General features: G+C 56.1%; 21 protein-coding genes and 1 tRNA gene. All 22 read right to left on the bottom strand.

Annotation, left to right across the window (positions count from 1 at the left end; genetic code table 11):
• Positions 1 to 5: 5 nt before the first annotated feature.
• The gene (locus ACKXF9_RS10245; RefSeq protein WP_418266103.1) at positions 6 to 938 is read right to left on the bottom strand and encodes a ParB N-terminal domain-containing protein; all 933 of its coding nucleotides are present in this window, start codon (positions 936 to 938) and stop codon (positions 6 to 8) included.
• Complete coding sequence (locus ACKXF9_RS10240) at positions 893 to 2,332, bottom strand: hypothetical protein (RefSeq protein WP_154276200.1); 1,440 nt, start codon at positions 2,330 to 2,332, stop codon at positions 893 to 895. The genes ACKXF9_RS10245 and ACKXF9_RS10240 overlap by 46 nt, the downstream gene beginning before the upstream one ends.
• A gap of 162 nt (positions 2,333 to 2,494) precedes the next feature.
• Positions 2,495 to 2,571: transfer RNA gene (locus tag ACKXF9_RS10235), tRNA-Lys, on the bottom strand.
• A gap of 3 nt (positions 2,572 to 2,574) precedes the next feature.
• Complete coding sequence (locus ACKXF9_RS10230; protein WP_097780261.1) at positions 2,575 to 3,027, bottom strand: hypothetical protein; 453 nt, start codon at positions 3,025 to 3,027, stop codon at positions 2,575 to 2,577.
• Positions 3,002 to 3,265 carry a hypothetical protein gene (locus ACKXF9_RS10225; RefSeq protein ID WP_097780260.1) on the bottom strand — a complete coding sequence of 88 codons (264 nt, stop codon included), beginning with the start codon at positions 3,263 to 3,265 and terminating at the stop codon, positions 3,002 to 3,004. The genes ACKXF9_RS10230 and ACKXF9_RS10225 overlap by 26 nt, the downstream gene beginning before the upstream one ends.
• Positions 3,266 to 3,502: 237 nt before the next feature.
• Positions 3,503 to 4,069, bottom strand: coding sequence for a hypothetical protein (locus ACKXF9_RS10220; RefSeq protein WP_118527194.1), 567 nt, complete (start codon positions 4,067 to 4,069; stop codon positions 3,503 to 3,505).
• Positions 4,070 to 4,136: 67 nt separating this feature from the next.
• The gene (metK, locus tag ACKXF9_RS10215) at positions 4,137 to 5,303 is read right to left on the bottom strand and encodes a methionine adenosyltransferase (protein ID WP_418266102.1); all 1,167 of its coding nucleotides are present in this window, start codon (positions 5,301 to 5,303) and stop codon (positions 4,137 to 4,139) included.
• On the bottom strand, positions 5,300 to 5,635 hold the full coding sequence (locus ACKXF9_RS10210; protein WP_118527198.1) for a hypothetical protein: 336 nt from the start codon (positions 5,633 to 5,635) through the stop codon (positions 5,300 to 5,302). Before ACKXF9_RS10210 ends, metK begins: the two co-directional genes overlap by 4 nt.
• A 13-nt stretch (positions 5,636 to 5,648) precedes the next feature.
• The gene (locus ACKXF9_RS10205) at positions 5,649 to 6,341 is read right to left on the bottom strand and encodes a single-stranded DNA-binding protein (RefSeq protein ID WP_418266101.1); all 693 of its coding nucleotides are present in this window, start codon (positions 6,339 to 6,341) and stop codon (positions 5,649 to 5,651) included.
• Positions 6,338 to 7,159 (bottom strand): hypothetical protein, encoded by an 822-nt coding sequence (locus ACKXF9_RS10200; RefSeq protein WP_418266100.1) that lies wholly within the window; start codon positions 7,157 to 7,159, stop codon positions 6,338 to 6,340. The genes ACKXF9_RS10205 and ACKXF9_RS10200 overlap by 4 nt, the downstream gene beginning before the upstream one ends.
• Before the next feature lie 12 nt (positions 7,160 to 7,171).
• Positions 7,172 to 7,600 carry a RusA family crossover junction endodeoxyribonuclease gene (locus tag ACKXF9_RS10195; RefSeq protein WP_118527202.1) on the bottom strand — a complete coding sequence of 143 codons (429 nt, stop codon included), beginning with the start codon at positions 7,598 to 7,600 and terminating at the stop codon, positions 7,172 to 7,174.
• Positions 7,597 to 7,770, bottom strand: a complete 174-nt coding sequence (locus ACKXF9_RS10190; protein WP_418266099.1) for a hypothetical protein — start codon at positions 7,768 to 7,770, stop codon at positions 7,597 to 7,599. Before ACKXF9_RS10190 ends, ACKXF9_RS10195 begins: the two co-directional genes overlap by 4 nt.
• Positions 7,763 to 8,656 carry an ATP-binding protein gene (locus ACKXF9_RS10185; RefSeq protein WP_097780254.1) on the bottom strand — a complete coding sequence of 298 codons (894 nt, stop codon included), beginning with the start codon at positions 8,654 to 8,656 and terminating at the stop codon, positions 7,763 to 7,765. The genes ACKXF9_RS10190 and ACKXF9_RS10185 overlap by 8 nt, the downstream gene beginning before the upstream one ends.
• Positions 8,649 to 9,401 carry a hypothetical protein gene (locus ACKXF9_RS10180; RefSeq protein ID WP_418266098.1) on the bottom strand — a complete coding sequence of 251 codons (753 nt, stop codon included), beginning with the start codon at positions 9,399 to 9,401 and terminating at the stop codon, positions 8,649 to 8,651. Before ACKXF9_RS10180 ends, ACKXF9_RS10185 begins: the two co-directional genes overlap by 8 nt.
• 29 nt (positions 9,402 to 9,430) lie before the next feature.
• Positions 9,431 to 10,339: a phage recombination protein Bet gene (gene bet / locus ACKXF9_RS10175; protein ID WP_418266097.1), complete on the bottom strand. Its 909-nt coding sequence runs from the start codon at positions 10,337 to 10,339 to the stop codon at positions 9,431 to 9,433.
• Between the two features lie 6 nt (positions 10,340 to 10,345).
• Positions 10,346 to 11,056 carry a hypothetical protein gene (locus ACKXF9_RS10170; protein WP_418266096.1) on the bottom strand — a complete coding sequence of 237 codons (711 nt, stop codon included), beginning with the start codon at positions 11,054 to 11,056 and terminating at the stop codon, positions 10,346 to 10,348.
• A 19-nt stretch (positions 11,057 to 11,075) separates the two neighbouring features.
• Complete coding sequence (locus ACKXF9_RS10165; RefSeq protein WP_154276209.1) at positions 11,076 to 11,690, bottom strand: hypothetical protein; 615 nt, start codon at positions 11,688 to 11,690, stop codon at positions 11,076 to 11,078.
• Complete coding sequence (locus ACKXF9_RS10160; RefSeq protein ID WP_097780249.1) at positions 11,635 to 11,904, bottom strand: hypothetical protein; 270 nt, start codon at positions 11,902 to 11,904, stop codon at positions 11,635 to 11,637. Before ACKXF9_RS10160 ends, ACKXF9_RS10165 begins: the two co-directional genes overlap by 56 nt.
• A complete protein-coding gene (locus ACKXF9_RS10155; protein WP_418266095.1) occupies positions 11,901 to 12,512 on the bottom strand; it encodes a hypothetical protein in 612 nt (203 codons plus the stop codon). The genes ACKXF9_RS10160 and ACKXF9_RS10155 overlap by 4 nt, the downstream gene beginning before the upstream one ends.
• Complete coding sequence (locus ACKXF9_RS10150; protein ID WP_154276211.1) at positions 12,478 to 12,657, bottom strand: hypothetical protein; 180 nt, start codon at positions 12,655 to 12,657, stop codon at positions 12,478 to 12,480. The genes ACKXF9_RS10155 and ACKXF9_RS10150 overlap by 35 nt, the downstream gene beginning before the upstream one ends.
• Positions 12,650 to 13,159: a helix-turn-helix domain-containing protein gene (locus ACKXF9_RS10145; RefSeq protein WP_418266094.1), complete on the bottom strand. Its 510-nt coding sequence runs from the start codon at positions 13,157 to 13,159 to the stop codon at positions 12,650 to 12,652. The genes ACKXF9_RS10150 and ACKXF9_RS10145 overlap by 8 nt, the downstream gene beginning before the upstream one ends.
• A gap of 58 nt (positions 13,160 to 13,217) precedes the next feature.
• Complete coding sequence (locus ACKXF9_RS10140) at positions 13,218 to 13,436, bottom strand: helix-turn-helix transcriptional regulator (RefSeq protein ID WP_418266093.1); 219 nt, start codon at positions 13,434 to 13,436, stop codon at positions 13,218 to 13,220.
• Positions 13,437 to 13,560: the final 124 nt, after the last annotated feature.

The raw sequence follows: 13,560 nt of genomic DNA, 5'->3' as shown, positions 1-13,560 counted from the left end.
ATCACCTACTTCCCTGCCAGATAATCCGCAGCCCAGTATTCAAGGGCCTGCCACTTGTTCTTCGGGCCAATCTCGCCCTCCTTGACCATCTTGTCGAGCGCCTGCGTGATGGTATCAGCAGCCTCTTTGGGGATGGCCGGAGAGCCGAACAGGTTGGGCAACTGCACCCACTCCTGACTTTCATCGAAGTGCAGGTCATCGAACAGGGACTCGGTGGCCTTAATCATGGCGTGGATGGCAGCGCCGGTGTTCTTGACGTTGGCAAACTGCTGGTACTTCGTGATGGTTTCGATGAATTCCTCGTGCTGGTCAATATCGGCAACGCCCAGCATATCGGGGCTGAGGGAACCCAGAACCTTCACAAGCTGGTCCAGATCGCGGAGCTGGTGCGGCAGGAAAGTGAACGTGACGTTCTTCCAGTCGAACTCCACCTTCGGGGACAGCAGCTTCTCAAGCTCGGCCATAGGCTCGCCGATGATGTCCTTGCCAATGTAGCTTTCCAGCATATCGTCCACATCGTCGATCATCTTGGCGATTTCCTTCAGGGTGGACTGGTCATCAAAGCCGCTGATGGCGTTGTGCGCCAACTGCTTTGCGGCCACCTGAGAGCGCCGCAGGCCGGTGGTGTCCAGAATGACAAAAAGCTCCGTCAGCACACCGCTGTCCTTTGCAGAACGGATGCGGTGGTGGCCGGAGATAATCTCGATCTTACCGTCGATGAGTGCGCAGAACGGGAGGCTTTCAAGCTGGCCCCGCTTTTTGATGTTGTCGGTAAGCTGCTTCTGCATCTCGGTCTTCATAATGCGAGCGTTGATGTCCTGCTCGCGGAAGTCGGTCAGCTTTACTTTGGCAATGACCAGACCGGAACCCATGTCGGCGACCGTTTCATACTTTACGGCTGCGCTGCTGACTTGGTTTTCTCGCGCTGTTTCTGCCATCGTTCTTCCCTCCCTAACCATTCATTCAATGCCTGTTTGGCGTTTCTGTCGTACAAAGGCGACTCGTATGTGAGCCGGTAGCCCATCTTCTTATCTGGGACTTTCTTGGTCAACTCCATCAGCCCCCGCATTTCCTTGGCCTCCGGGTACTTGGTCATCTGCACCGTCTTGAGGGACTTGGCCTTTTCCTTCTCCAAATCCGTGCAGATGTTCATAATCAGCGGCCTGTTCTGTGCCAGCATGGTCAGAAGCCGCCCCAGCCGGTAGGTCTTATGGGGAACGGTCATGCCGTACATGAGGAACACAGCATCGGAAACCTGCGTACCGAAGGCTCCCATCGTGAGCGCTGACTTATCCAGCCCGAACACGCCAGCCAGTTTGCCGTCGATGAGGACGGCCATGTTGATAGGCGCAGACGAACCGACAAAGTTGTGCGTCCAGAGCTTTCTGTAATACTGGGCGGCGGTGCGCTCGATCTGAGTAATCTGAATCTTGCTCTTGCGGGTGATTTCATAATCACGCGGCAGGATGCTGCAATCCAGCGGCTCCAGCTTGCCCTCGTTCGGGCGGGTAATCATTTTACCCTCGGCAAGCATGGTCGCCTCATCCGGGCGGTTGGTAGTCAGGTACACGTTGATGCCGTCACGCACACCATACCGGGCAAAGACAGGATGCCCGGCAGTGAGGCCCGGGGCGTTCTCCTCGTAGCACATCAGAAGGCACTTGGCATCGTTCATCTTGTCGTACAGCTCAGTCAGCCCGGTCTTCGGGTCAAAGATGCCGTACTCAGGTTCTTTCCACGTCATGCGCCCGCCGGTGTCATACCACTTCTCGAAGCCAGCGGCATAGGTGGGCGGGTTTGCGACCACAAGACAGTGGGGGTCATCATAGCACGTTTCAAGGTGCTTCCACATATCCAGTGGGCGGTAGCTCATCCCATGCAAGGACTGCTTGGCCCTGTCGAGCTGTGCACGGATTTCCGCCAGATGTTCCTCCTTGCGGTATTCCAGATCGCGCATGATGCCGTAGAAGTATTCCTTCCCGGCGTTCTTTACGGTTCGCAGGTACAACTGGGCATAGAGGGCAACCGCAGGGTCGAGCAGTTCCTCATTCGTGAAGCCATCCGCTCTGATTTCCAGCTCCTCAAGGGACTGGCCCGTGATAGCATATCCCATGATGGAGGTGAACATCGAAACGTCGCTGGCCTCAATCTCGCTGGGCTTGTACCCACACTGCGCCGCGATGTGCGACATGGCGAAAGCGCCGGCGCACGGCTCAACGAACCGGGTGTACCCCTGCTTGCGGGCATTTTCAATCAGCGGCTTCAGGAACTTCTGCTCCTGAGCAACCAGAGTTCCGAGGAAGAACGCTCCGGGGTTCTGGAACTTTGCCATTCATATCACCGACCTTTCTTTCAAATTTGCCCCTCTGGTTTCGACTGGAGCAGTTGCTTTCCAGAGGGTGGGTTGTTTCCAAAGACGTGAGCGTCTGGAAAGCCCTTGTTCGTAGGCATAAAAAATGGGAGCCATGCTGTTTCCAACATGACTCCCTATGGTTGGTCCGCCGAGCAGGGATTGAACCGTGCGACCCCCTGATTAAGAGTCAGGTGCTCTACTTTCTGAGCTATCGGCGGGTATTACCACATTTTCATCTGGACTGCATCAGGCTCAACCGCTTTCTGCGGTTCAGGCTGTTTCGCCCACTTGTTTGGTGACGGGTCGGGCAGCTCCTCGATCATTTCTCCTGTTCTTTGGAGCCACCATTCTGCGAACACCAGTCTATGACACCACTCTCCGGGCTTTCGGACATCTTCGTAGCAACAAAGCACCACGGGCTTGCCCATGTCCTCATAATGCTGGAGAATCTGAGCAATCCGCGCCGTCCCTACTCTGTCCATGTGCTGGAAGTAGGGCGGCGTGAACCGCTCCCGGTTGTATTCGTTGAACAGATAACCCGGCGGCGCGATCTCCATGATGTTGCCTGCAAGCGTATACCGAAGGGGGAACTTAGGCGCTCCCCGCGTTATCCCAACGACTGTGTAGTTCCCGGTCTTGAGTTCCGGGTTACTGTACCGGCTGGTGTAAATCATGTGCCTCGCTCCTTCCGTACAAGCCCACCAGAATCTTCACACCCTCAGCTATCTTCTCATCGAGATCATAGCCGAGCTGCTTGTAGAATCTGCCGTGGACCATGCACTCATACGCTCTTGTCATCGTGGAGGACTGCTCCTTCGTGATGCCGAGCCTGAAGTCCTTTGCAATCCGCAAAGCCCCTTTGAAGTCGCCGTCTGCAACCAGACGTCTGACTTTATCGGATTTTCGTTCCATCTGTCGTACCTCCTGACCTTTTCGGTAAGATTTTGGGCCTATCTTCATTCTAACCCTTTACCCACCGGAGTCAATCGGTTTTGCATTCGGAGCGAAATATTTTGGCTTCGCAGCTTGATACGAGGCCGGATGTGCCACTCGCGGTTTTTCCGGGGTGACACATCGGTTCACGCTTCGTATCTTACCACAGTGGTAATTGCACTGCAATAGCAACTTTTTTGCAACTTTGCCAAAATTTTAGTCCAACCATCCAAAAATCAGGGCGCTCAACTTGGAAATGCCCGCCTTCTGGTCGCGGAACACGGTTGACAAATCGACGTGTTCTTCATCGGCGATCTGCTGCTGAGTCTTGGGTTCAGGGGCAATGTAGAGGTCGTAAATCGTCCGATACCGACGCATTTCCTCCGCACGCTTGGAATGCTCACAGCGGAACTTGTAGTATTCCAGCATACGGTCGATGTGCTGCACGATGATGCGGGTGTGGGCAGCACTCTCCTGAATGCTCCTCACCACCGGGACCCTCACCCTGCCGTCGCTCTGACTCATCAGCTCCTCCATCAACTCCTCGAAGTCATCATCCTCGGAGAGCTGGCTGGCTTCATACACGGCACTCTTGCTATGCTCTACAAAGCAGTGGTAGTTCTGAAGCAGCAGCTTGGTATTATGCAGGCGCTTGTCCTTGACGGCCTTTCGGTTCCGCTCCGCTTCGTGCTGGAACTTTTCAATGGCTGTTTCCGATGCCACCCGTACGATCTCCTGCATCATTTCCGGGGGAATTGTGACGTTCTTGTCTTCCTGTGCCATGTCTAAACCTCCCATCATGGGCTTCGCCCCCTTCCCCGCCCACGGGGAAAGAGTCTTGCCCGGTTTCTTACAGCGTGTTATACGTTCTGCGCAGGAGCCCCGCTTTGTGGGTGCTCTCCCATGTGAAATTGCCGCCCGTTACATTGCCGAAGTGGCCGTAGGCGGATGTCTGTTCATAGATAGGCAGGCGCAGGTTCAGGGCATCAATGATTCCCAGCGGGGTCAGTTCAAAGCAGCGATCTACTGCATTGCAGAGCTTTTCCTCATCCACATTGGCCCCGAACGTGTCGATGCGCAGGGATACCGGGAGCGCCATGCCGATTGCATAGGCCAACTGGACCTGACACTTGTCGCACAGACCCGATGCCACGACGTTCTTTGCAATATGCCGAGCCATGTATGCTGCACTGCGGTCAACCTTTGTGGGGTCTTTGCCAGAGAATGCCCCGCCGCCGTGGGGAGCATAACCGCCATAGGTGTCCACGATAATCTTCCGCCCGGTCAAGCCGGTGTCTGCCGCAGGGCCACCCTGCACAAAACGCCCGGTAGGATTGATGTACAGGTCGTAGGTGTCGATGTCGAGCCACGGGAGGTGCTGACGGGCTTCCTGCAAAACAGGCGTGATGACATTTTCCACCAGCGGGTGCATCAGCATAGGGAGGCTTCCGTCCGTGTGCTGGGTGGAGATGACGATGGTGTCGATACGCTGGGGCTTCCCATCCCCCTCATATTCCACCGTTACCTGCGTTTTGCCATCCGGCAGGATAAAGGGGATGGTTCCGTCTTTGCGGGTCTGGGCGAGCTTGTAGGCCATCTTGTGTGCAAGCATGATGGGCAGGGGCATCAGCTCCGGGGTTTCGTTGCAGGCGTAGCCGAACATCATGCCCTGATCGCCTGCGCCACCGACCATGTCGCTGGTTCCCATTGCAATATCAGGGGACTGCTTGTGGACGGACACCATGACCTTGCAGGTGTCGGCATCAAAGCCAGATGCCCCGCCGGTGTAGCCGATGTCACGCAGGACCCGCCGGGCAATGCCCTCAATATCCACATCGACCTTGCTCGTGATCTCGCCTGCGATGAACACCGTGTCGGTGGTGCAGCAGGTCTCACAGGCCACCCGGCCCTCCGAGTCCTTCGCCAGCACTGCATCCAGCACCGCATCAGAGATACGGTCGCACACCTTGTCGGGATGACCCTCGGTCACAGACTCAGACGTAAACAGCTTTCTCATGCCTTTTCCTCCTCAGCATTCTTCTTGTCTTCCTGCTCATGGTGACATACAGCAGCAGCCGCCTGCAAGAGTCTCATCAACTCATCCAGACGGACGCTCACCATAACGGGCTTTTCCCCGTGGACAGAGAACGAGACCGTTCCCCGCGTATAGCTGGCAAGCATATTGCATTCTGCCGTACCCATGCTTTCGATGCCAGCCGGTTTGCCATCGACCGCCGCAAAGGTGGTCACGGCTGCGTTCACCGTCATCTGCACCCCGTCAGGGATGCCGGACACCTGTGCAGGGACCTTTACGACGTGGCCCATAAGGGGATTCTTATTTTCTTCCATGTGTTCTCCTTTCTCAGAACGGGATGTCATCATCATCTGGCAGCGGGCGGAAATCATCGTTCGTGGGTTCCGGCGCTGCCTGCGGGGTGGAGCCGCTATCTTTCTTGGACTCGCCGAAGAAGACCTGATCACAGCGAACCTCCGTCCGCTTGCGCTTCACCCCGTTTTTCTCGTAGGTGCGTGTGGTAAGGACACCGCTTGCCTCGATACGCTTTCCCTGCTTGAAATACCGGGCGACAAACTCAGCTTTCTTTTCCCACGCCACGCAGTCGATAAAGTCCGTCTGGTCCTTAACGCCGGGCCGGTCAACCGCAACCGTGAACTCCACCACGGGCTTTCCGTTGGGAGTGGTGCGCAGTTCGGGGTCGCGTGTCAAGCGGCCGCTGATGGCAATAATGTTCATAGGGTAGCTCCTTTCATCATCGTAGTAGTCGAGTTCCAGATAGTTCTTCCCGAATGCCGCCCGGAAGTCTGCGACGCTGGCTTTGTGGGCCATCATGTACTTGATCTGCCAGAACTGCTTCAGGTCATCGGAGGTTTCCCTGCACTGGTGCGCCGCATACCGACCGTTCCGATGGCAGCTCTCGCCGCACAGGCCCACCTTCAGGCCATACTTTTCGGACTTATCCCGAAACGGCCCCGGGTAGACGTGGTGCTCCTCCAGCCAACCGGTCTTTCCGCACAGAAAACAGGTTCCGTACCTCATTCGGCATCACCCTTCCGGGCGTTGGGGTTCTCCACCTCCAGCAGGATGCCACCGCATTCCAGACATTCTACCACGATCTTTTCCGGCTCCTCATGGTCGCCGACCTGAACCGTGCCGAAGCCATTGCAGGCGATTTCCTCTGCCAGATGAGGCTCCAGAATACTGTCATCCACATGGCGGGGGTCTTCTGCGAGGTAGGCAGAGCCGAGGGCGATGATGCCGTCTGCGGTCTCCGCATAGCAGTGGCCTGCGCTCCGGCTCACCGTCATCCGCTCTCCCACAAGGACTTTGAGGATGCCCCACTGGTCCTTGATGCCGCACTTATCGGGGTTGCGCAGGATGTAGCCCTTGTCATCGCTGATGACCGTGTAGTCAACATCCACGATGCCTTCCGGGAGCTGGGGCGGTTCCTGCTCCACAGGGGGCGCAGCATTCTGGCGGCTCTGGGCCGTGTCGAAAAGCGAGGTCTGCCCATCGTCGATGTCCTTCATCACATACTCCATCAGCTCCTCATCCCACACCAGCTTGCGGTTGCCGGAGAGGTTGCCGGTCGTTTTGTCCTTGACCTTGATTTCGGTGCTGATCTCGTGGCTGAAGCTGGGCTTCATCACCTGCACGGTGTCCCCCTCCCGCGTTGCATCGAAGTTCCGTTCCGGAGCCGGGGTCAGTGCCACGCTGATTTTGCAGTTGATGGAGGCGCTGTCGCTCTGGAGCCTGTCCATCTTCTGAAGCAAGCGCTGGAGGGCGCTGTCGAAGTCCATCTTGAAGGCGTTGAAGGTGTCCGCGCTCAGGGACAGCACATACGTTTTGTCGCTCATAGTCTTTCTCCTTTACTGTTCATACGGTATATCTGAGATTTCAACGATAACACGCGGGGTGTCGGAGTAGAACTTCCGAACCAGTGCGTCTACGATCTGGGCATCATCGCGGTAGGCAATGCCGTTCAGGGCATCGCAGATGACTTTGCCGATGTTGTCGAAATCAGGCTTTCGTGTCGGGCGTATCAGGCGGTCGATCATGGCAAGGTGTTTTTTCTGGCTGGCCGACCTCGGAACGGAGAGGAACGCAAAAATCCTCACGCTCAACATGGCGTCATCAGCAAACCGAACCCCGGATTGGATTCTGTACTCGGTCTTTACGAGGTTTTCGTACAGAACCGTGTTTTCCGGGGTTCTGGCTGTCACATGGCCGCATACGGTTGAGAATTTCGGGCGTTCCTTACCTCGCGGCTCCCCGTAGATGCAGAATTGCGTCCTCATTTCCCTGCCGCCTGCTTCGGCTTGTCGTTCGGAGTGTACTCCAGATAGTATTCGTAGCTTTTCTTGCCCGGACGGAGCTGTTTGCCCTGCCGGACGGTGTAGTCGTTCTTTACGAGGATGGCAGCTACCGTCAGCCGGTCCTCAACGCTTGCGATGATAACTTTATCCATCGTTTCCCTCCAAAAAGTTCTTCATCTCGTCAAATCTGCGGGCCGCTTCTGCCTTTCTCCACGACCGACCTGTGAACTGCATCGGGTAGCACATTTCAAAGATACGGTCATAGATGCGGGTGTAGCGGATGTCCGCAGATTCTTTCATTTCGGTCATGCTCAGGTTCGTGGTGAGGATGATGGGGAGTTTGGCTCTGTACCGGCTGTCCACAATGTCGTAGACCTTTTCCAGCGCAAAGTCTGTACTGCGTTCAGCGCCGAGATCATCAATGATGAGCAGCTTTGCCCTGTTCAGCCGGGCAATCAGGGTGCTGTCATCCTCACTGAATCCCTGCATGGTTTCCAGCAGCTTCACAAACGAGGTCATCACCACCGGGACCCGCAGGCTCAGGAGATGGTTTGCAATGCAGGCCGCTGCGAATGTCTTCCCGGTCCCGACCCCGCCGTAGAACAAAAGCCCCTGATTCTTTGCCAGCATTTCATCGAAGTGCTTCGCATACCGCAGGCAGAGCTTCAGGTTGTAGGCGTTATCCTTAGTCTGCTGGAATCCGTCAAAGCTGATGTCCCGCAGGCGTTCGTCCATGAGGCTTTGCCGCTGAAGCGTTTGCGCTGCCCGCATTTCCCGGTCCTGCATGAGCATCTGCTCTTCCTGCTTCCGCCGTTCTGCCCGGCAACGGCAGGACACCGGCATTTTGACCCGGACTTTCTTTTTAGGGTCGAACGGAACGGCTTTCAGGTCGGGCATATTGACTTCTACCTGCCGACGGGTGTGGCAGTTCCCGCAGACGAGGAACCCTTCATCGTCGTAGTAATCACCGTTCTCCGGCTGATTTGCCGCCTGCGCCTGACGAACAGCACCTTGCAGCAGGCCGTCAAATTCACCCATTCTGCTCACCCCACTCTCTGAACGGATTATCCTTAGCCGGTGCTGCCTCGCTAACGCTTTGCTGAAGCAGGCCCGGTTTCTTTTCTTTGACCCGGTCTACGACCCAGCAGAGGATGGCGCGGTAGTCGTCCTTGTAGGTCTTTCCCCGTGCGCCCTTGTAGTTGTCAAGCTCCACAATGCAGGCATCCGCAAAGGCTTTGCCGTACAGTTTCACGAGCCTGTCGTAGTTTGCTTCGCTCATCTTCACGAACTCCGCATAGGATTTTTTATCGGGTTTCGGCTTTGCAGGCGGCTTGACTTCTGGTTCCACAGGAGGTTCCATCTGTTCCGGCTCCGGGGTCTTCGGTGTAGGCTTTGCGGCCTCTCGCTCTATCTGACGGGCTTTCCGCTTTCGTTCAGCATCCAGCCTGCGGTTTTTCTGGAGCTTATACCACTGTTCCTGCCATGTGTCCCAGTCATGGATGTAAAAGCCATCGGCCACCACATCAATCCAGCCGGTGTCCACAAGGGCTTGCACCACTTTGCCCATGTCGAGCTGGCAGTCCTCGCCGCAGCCGTACAGGTATCGGCTCAGGACTTCGAGGTCTGCATCCTTGACCAGCCCGGTCTCATCGGCGTTCTTCATGCCCCAGAACCACAGGAAGTTCAGGATGCCGAGGGCTTCAAACTTGGAACACCCGATGGCACGGTATAATCTACGGAGCTTCGTACCGTCCACCTCCTGATGTACGCTTATCCACGGCATCCCCTCACCTTCCTTTTCCGCCGGTGGCTTTATTCTTCAGCCGCACCGTCATTTTTGGTGCCTTCCTCAGCTTCCAACTCCGCCTTGTGGGCCGTGCAGATCTCGACCAGCCGCTCGACCACCTTGTTGTAGGTGGACATCTTCATGCCAGTCGTAGAGGTCAGCCCCATCTCCTCGATGATGGACTTAACCACGGCGTTGCCTTTGTCCTTGCCGAAGTTTGCCTGCGCCGCCTTGAAAAGCTGCTGGCGCTGCTCCTGCGAGATGACCGGGTCTTCTTCCTCGGCCGGCTGTTCTTCCGGCTTCTGGTCATCCAGCTCCTTGTAATCCACCGGGATAGCACCAGATGCAATCATCTCATCCTCGGAGTACACACCCTCATAGTCCTTCGGGAAAGCGTCCCTCACGCACTGGCTGACAGCGACCTTGTTGATCATGGTGGCAGGCTTGGAGTTCCAGTTTGCCTTCCCCTTGTTGTACTCGGCAAAGGCAACTTCCTTGAATGCAGTGCGTTCCTTGCCGTTCCGCATGAAGGTAACGCGGCACCAGCCGCCAACCAGAGTTTCACCCGGATAGAGGCAGCATCCCTCTTTCTGGATAATCTCGTTCCCACGCTGTACCGTGATGCCGTCGTTCTTGAACAGGTAGTCCGGGTGGTCAAATGCTCTGCGGAGGTAGGCATCCTTGCCAACGACCATCTGCGCCGGGTCATCCTTGCTGTACTTGATGAGGTACACCTCACCCTGAACCAGCGGGTTGAGCTTCTGTTGGCGGCAGGTATTCATAAAGAACACGAGTTCCTGATTGCTTACCAGTTCTGCCCTGCCGCGAACGAGGTACTTCTTCACGAAATCCAAATCCAGCTCAACGTGCGTGCCAAGAACATCGTAGCTGACAACGAGAGCGTTGCTCTCAGCTTTGCTCATAGCAGTAGACATATTCTTTTACCCCCTGAAGCTCATTTTTGCGACCTGACGGTAGGTGATTCCGGGAATTTCGATCTGGCCCTTCGAGGCACGGATGAGGCGCATAACAGCGGCCTGATCGACCGGGCGGAGCTCAATGCCCGCCACTGCCAGCGGGACCGCCTTGGGGTCGATCTCGACGATTTCCCAGTCTTTCGAGGTGCTGACGCCGGAGACCTTCGGGGTGGCTGCGGCAGGCACTACCGCATAGCTTGCAGCATCATCCATGATGGCGGCTTCCTCAAAGGCGGCCTCCGCTCCATCTGCGTCACCGGCGGCTTCCAGCGTAGCCGCTTCCTGAATCTTGCGCTCCCGTTCAGCTTCCGCTGCCCGTCGAGCAGCTTCTTCAGCTTCCCAGCGCTTACGCTCCTGCTCTGCAATGTAGGCGCTCATCACCTGCTTGACCGTCTTCTCGGCGTTGCGCAACGGGGTCAGCATGGCCTTTTCCCGGTCGCAAACCGCTTTGTGGGCCTGATAGGCGCTGTCTTTCATGGGCTTGAAGAACGTCGTTACCTGCGACGCCTTTTTCTTCAGCATCTTGCCGAACTCACCGGCAAAGGCGTAATCCTCATCGGTCTGGATAACCAGCGACTCCGCCTGAAACTCGATGTCGGTCACATCGCGGGAGAGCTGCTGCTCATCAACGATTTCGGCCTGCGGAACGGTTGCCACCATAGTTTCTTTTTCCATCTGTCGAACCTCCTAAAAATCACTCGTTCATGTAGTTCTTAATTGTCATCAATGACGAGAACACCGACCAGCACTTCCCGCTCCGGGGAAAGCGCACTTCCTGATAGCCCTTCTTGGACAGGTGGAGAATCAGCCGGTCATCGACCTTGATGTCGTGGCTCTCCCATGCCCTGTCATAGGCTTCAAGCTGCACAGCGCAGAGCTTGCTGTTCACCTGTGCCGATGTCTTGTAGTCCACCAGCGTCACCCTGCCGTCGATGATGCACAGCAGATCGACCGTGCCTGCATACCGCAGGATTTTGTGGTAGACCTTGGTTTCGGTCGCCAGAACTTCCGGCTTGCGGCTATCCCACCACTCCCGGAAGCCGGCAAAATACCCGGCATACACCGGCGGAATGTCCTCAATGCCGAACTTGGCGTAGTTCTCCACCGCATTGTGGATGGCCGTGCCGCGCTTTGCGGCCTTGTTCAGAACCTCCGGGTCCACCGTGCTGTAGAAGTCACTGGACAGCGGCTTCATCAGGGTGGTCACGCTGGGTACTTCCAGCCCGTTCAGGTAGTAGAGATGCCGTTCTTCCTCAAATGTCAATTCCGGGAACTGCGGAATTTCGGGCTTCACGCATTCGTTGCTCACGTTGCTTTTCTCCCTTCAGGTTGATTGCCAACCGCATATAGTAGTCGGTCAGCTCGGTTTCGTACAGAAGCGGAAGGTAGCTCTCCGGCTGCTCTGCCAGCTCACATTTGCGCCGGGCATACCAGAGAACGCTGGTGGCTACCACATCCGGGATTTTGAATCCCAGCGATGTTTCCGCCGCCTGCCGTGCTTCTGCCAGCTTATCGGCACTCATGCCTTTTCCGCGAGTCTGCGGTGGATTTCCTGAAGCAGATCATCGGTTGGAATCTTGCTCAAGTCCAGACCGGCCTCAGAGTCCTCAAAGAGGATAGAGGGGGCCTTCAAAGCGGGGCGGATGCCGCTCGAGCTGGAGCAGCCGTTGAGGTTCCAGTCGCCATTGGAGTCGACGTACAGGGCGAGATCACCGTCCGACTTGCTGGGACCGCTCCAACCGGTCGCCAGCCAGCACCACCGCTCCGCATTGGGGATGATGTCAGCGTACTCGCGAGCTTCATCCAGCGTGAGCGGCGCAGCCTTCACCGACAACTTCCCATAGCAGCCGGAACCGTCCAGCGTGGTCAGGTCGATCTCGCGGGGGATGAGCTTGGCGTTGTCGAGACCCCTCTTGCCCATGTCCTCCAACCACTTGTCCACGGCCTTCTTCAGGTCGCTCTCTGCGTAGTTGTTGGAGCTGCCAAATTCAGAAGCACCAACCGATTCCAGCGCCAGCAGGAACAGGCTGTCCGGCAGGCTACCACGACGCTCAACATCCAGCACCACAAATCTGGTTCCGGCCAGCGTAACGATGTCACCCGGCTCGTGCAATACTGCGTACTTTTTCATGTTTCGTTCCATCCTTTCTTACCGGCGATGCAAACACGCCGATATTCAATCCGCCGATTTTCTTCATGGCTTCGTCGAGTTCTCTTGCGGTTGTGATGCCATATTCTTCTGCCAGCAGCTTCTTCAGCGTTTGGATGTCAGCCATCGTCTGCGCCTCCATTCAGGAGCTTGGAGCCAATGAGCTTCAGTTCCCGCGCCGCCCGAATCAGTCCGTCGAGGTAGTCGAGGATTTCGGTCAGGTCTGCCCACTCATCCTTGGAGATGATGCCATCTGCCGTGATGTCGATGAGCTTTTCTTTGACCTGCTCGATGTCACCCTGCCGGAGCTGCTTCAGCAGCTTCATGGTCGTACGCTCTACCGAGGCAATTTCAGGGGACGGCATTTCGAGGCTCTTTCCGATAAGGCACTCCGACGAGCAATACCACGCCATCAGCTCCGGTGCATTGTAGATGTCTGCCATCAGCACCGCCTTATCCACCGGGATGACCTTCGTATTGCCCAGCTCGTAATCCGCAAGGCTCGAAACCGAGATTCCGAGCAGTTCCGCAGCGCCTTCACGGCTACCGAGCTTATCGTTGTGCTTTGCGGCCTCTTTCCTACACCGGAAGCACTGGTTTTCACAGGCTTTTGCGGCATCGCGTCCCATTTTCTTTGCCCCCTTGATGCGTTATACTTTAGACATCAGCAAACCGCCATGCGTATACTTACCCTTTCGGTAAGTTGTCGTCGAAAAAAATAGCGTTGACCTGATCGCTGGTCAGGTCAAGCGCTTTGGCGACAGTGCTCATTTCCTCATTGGAGAACTCGACTTCTCCGCGCTCCTTCTTGGAGTAGGTAACAAGCGATTTGCCGATCAATTCGGCCATGTTCTTCTGGGTCTTTCCCTTCTCGACCCGGATGCCCTTGAGCTTGGAGCTATTCATCCGCTCACCCCCTTTCCGTGTCTTCATTATAGCTTACCGATATGGTATATGTCAATCTTAAAATGATAATTTTGGTAAGTTTTGTTTACTCTTTGACAAGTATGTTATAAACTTGGTAAGTAAG

It is taken from the genome of Faecalibacterium sp. 9, assembly GCF_048320955.1.
In the GTDB taxonomy this organism is placed as follows: domain Bacteria; phylum Bacillota; class Clostridia; order Oscillospirales; family Ruminococcaceae; genus Faecalibacterium; species Faecalibacterium wellingii.
The sequence above is the reverse complement of the archived record's forward strand: the minus strand, read 5'-3'. Positions and strand labels throughout refer to the sequence as shown.

Bases quoted from the DNA above. Each gene is read 5' to 3' on its own strand.
- ACKXF9_RS10245 (WP_418266103.1), bottom strand. From the start codon at position 938: ATGGCAGAAACAGCGCGAGAAAACCAAGTCAGCAGCGCAGCCGTAAAG.
- ACKXF9_RS10240 (WP_154276200.1), bottom strand. From the start codon at position 2,332: ATGGCAAAGTTCCAGAACCCCGGAGCGTTCTTCCTCGGAACTCTGGTT.
- ACKXF9_RS10230 (WP_097780261.1), bottom strand. From the start codon at position 3,027: ATGATTTACACCAGCCGGTACAGTAACCCGGAACTCAAGACCGGGAAC.
- ACKXF9_RS10225 (WP_097780260.1), bottom strand. From the start codon at position 3,265: ATGGAACGAAAATCCGATAAAGTCAGACGTCTGGTTGCAGACGGCGAC.
- ACKXF9_RS10220 (WP_118527194.1), bottom strand. From the start codon at position 4,069: ATGGCACAGGAAGACAAGAACGTCACAATTCCCCCGGAAATGATGCAG.
- metK (WP_418266102.1), bottom strand. From the start codon at position 5,303: ATGAGAAAGCTGTTTACGTCTGAGTCTGTGACCGAGGGTCATCCCGAC.
- ACKXF9_RS10210 (WP_118527198.1), bottom strand. From the start codon at position 5,635: ATGGAAGAAAATAAGAATCCCCTTATGGGCCACGTCGTAAAGGTCCCT.
- ACKXF9_RS10205 (WP_418266101.1), bottom strand. From the start codon at position 6,341: ATGAGGTACGGAACCTGTTTTCTGTGCGGAAAGACCGGTTGGCTGGAG.
- ACKXF9_RS10200 (WP_418266100.1), bottom strand. From the start codon at position 7,159: ATGAGCGACAAAACGTATGTGCTGTCCCTGAGCGCGGACACCTTCAAC.
- ACKXF9_RS10195 (WP_118527202.1), bottom strand. From the start codon at position 7,600: ATGAGGACGCAATTCTGCATCTACGGGGAGCCGCGAGGTAAGGAACGC.
- ACKXF9_RS10190 (WP_418266099.1), bottom strand. From the start codon at position 7,770: ATGGATAAAGTTATCATCGCAAGCGTTGAGGACCGGCTGACGGTAGCT.
- ACKXF9_RS10185 (WP_097780254.1), bottom strand. From the start codon at position 8,656: ATGGGTGAATTTGACGGCCTGCTGCAAGGTGCTGTTCGTCAGGCGCAG.
- ACKXF9_RS10180 (WP_418266098.1), bottom strand. From the start codon at position 9,401: ATGCCGTGGATAAGCGTACATCAGGAGGTGGACGGTACGAAGCTCCGT.
- bet (WP_418266097.1), bottom strand. From the start codon at position 10,339: ATGTCTACTGCTATGAGCAAAGCTGAGAGCAACGCTCTCGTTGTCAGC.
- ACKXF9_RS10170 (WP_418266096.1), bottom strand. From the start codon at position 11,056: ATGGAAAAAGAAACTATGGTGGCAACCGTTCCGCAGGCCGAAATCGTT.
- ACKXF9_RS10160 (WP_097780249.1), bottom strand. From the start codon at position 11,904: ATGAGTGCCGATAAGCTGGCAGAAGCACGGCAGGCGGCGGAAACATCG.
- ACKXF9_RS10155 (WP_418266095.1), bottom strand. From the start codon at position 12,512: ATGAAAAAGTACGCAGTATTGCACGAGCCGGGTGACATCGTTACGCTG.
- ACKXF9_RS10150 (WP_154276211.1), bottom strand. From the start codon at position 12,657: ATGGCTGACATCCAAACGCTGAAGAAGCTGCTGGCAGAAGAATATGGC.
- ACKXF9_RS10145 (WP_418266094.1), bottom strand. From the start codon at position 13,159: ATGGGACGCGATGCCGCAAAAGCCTGTGAAAACCAGTGCTTCCGGTGT.
- ACKXF9_RS10140 (WP_418266093.1), bottom strand. From the start codon at position 13,436: ATGAATAGCTCCAAGCTCAAGGGCATCCGGGTCGAGAAGGGAAAGACC.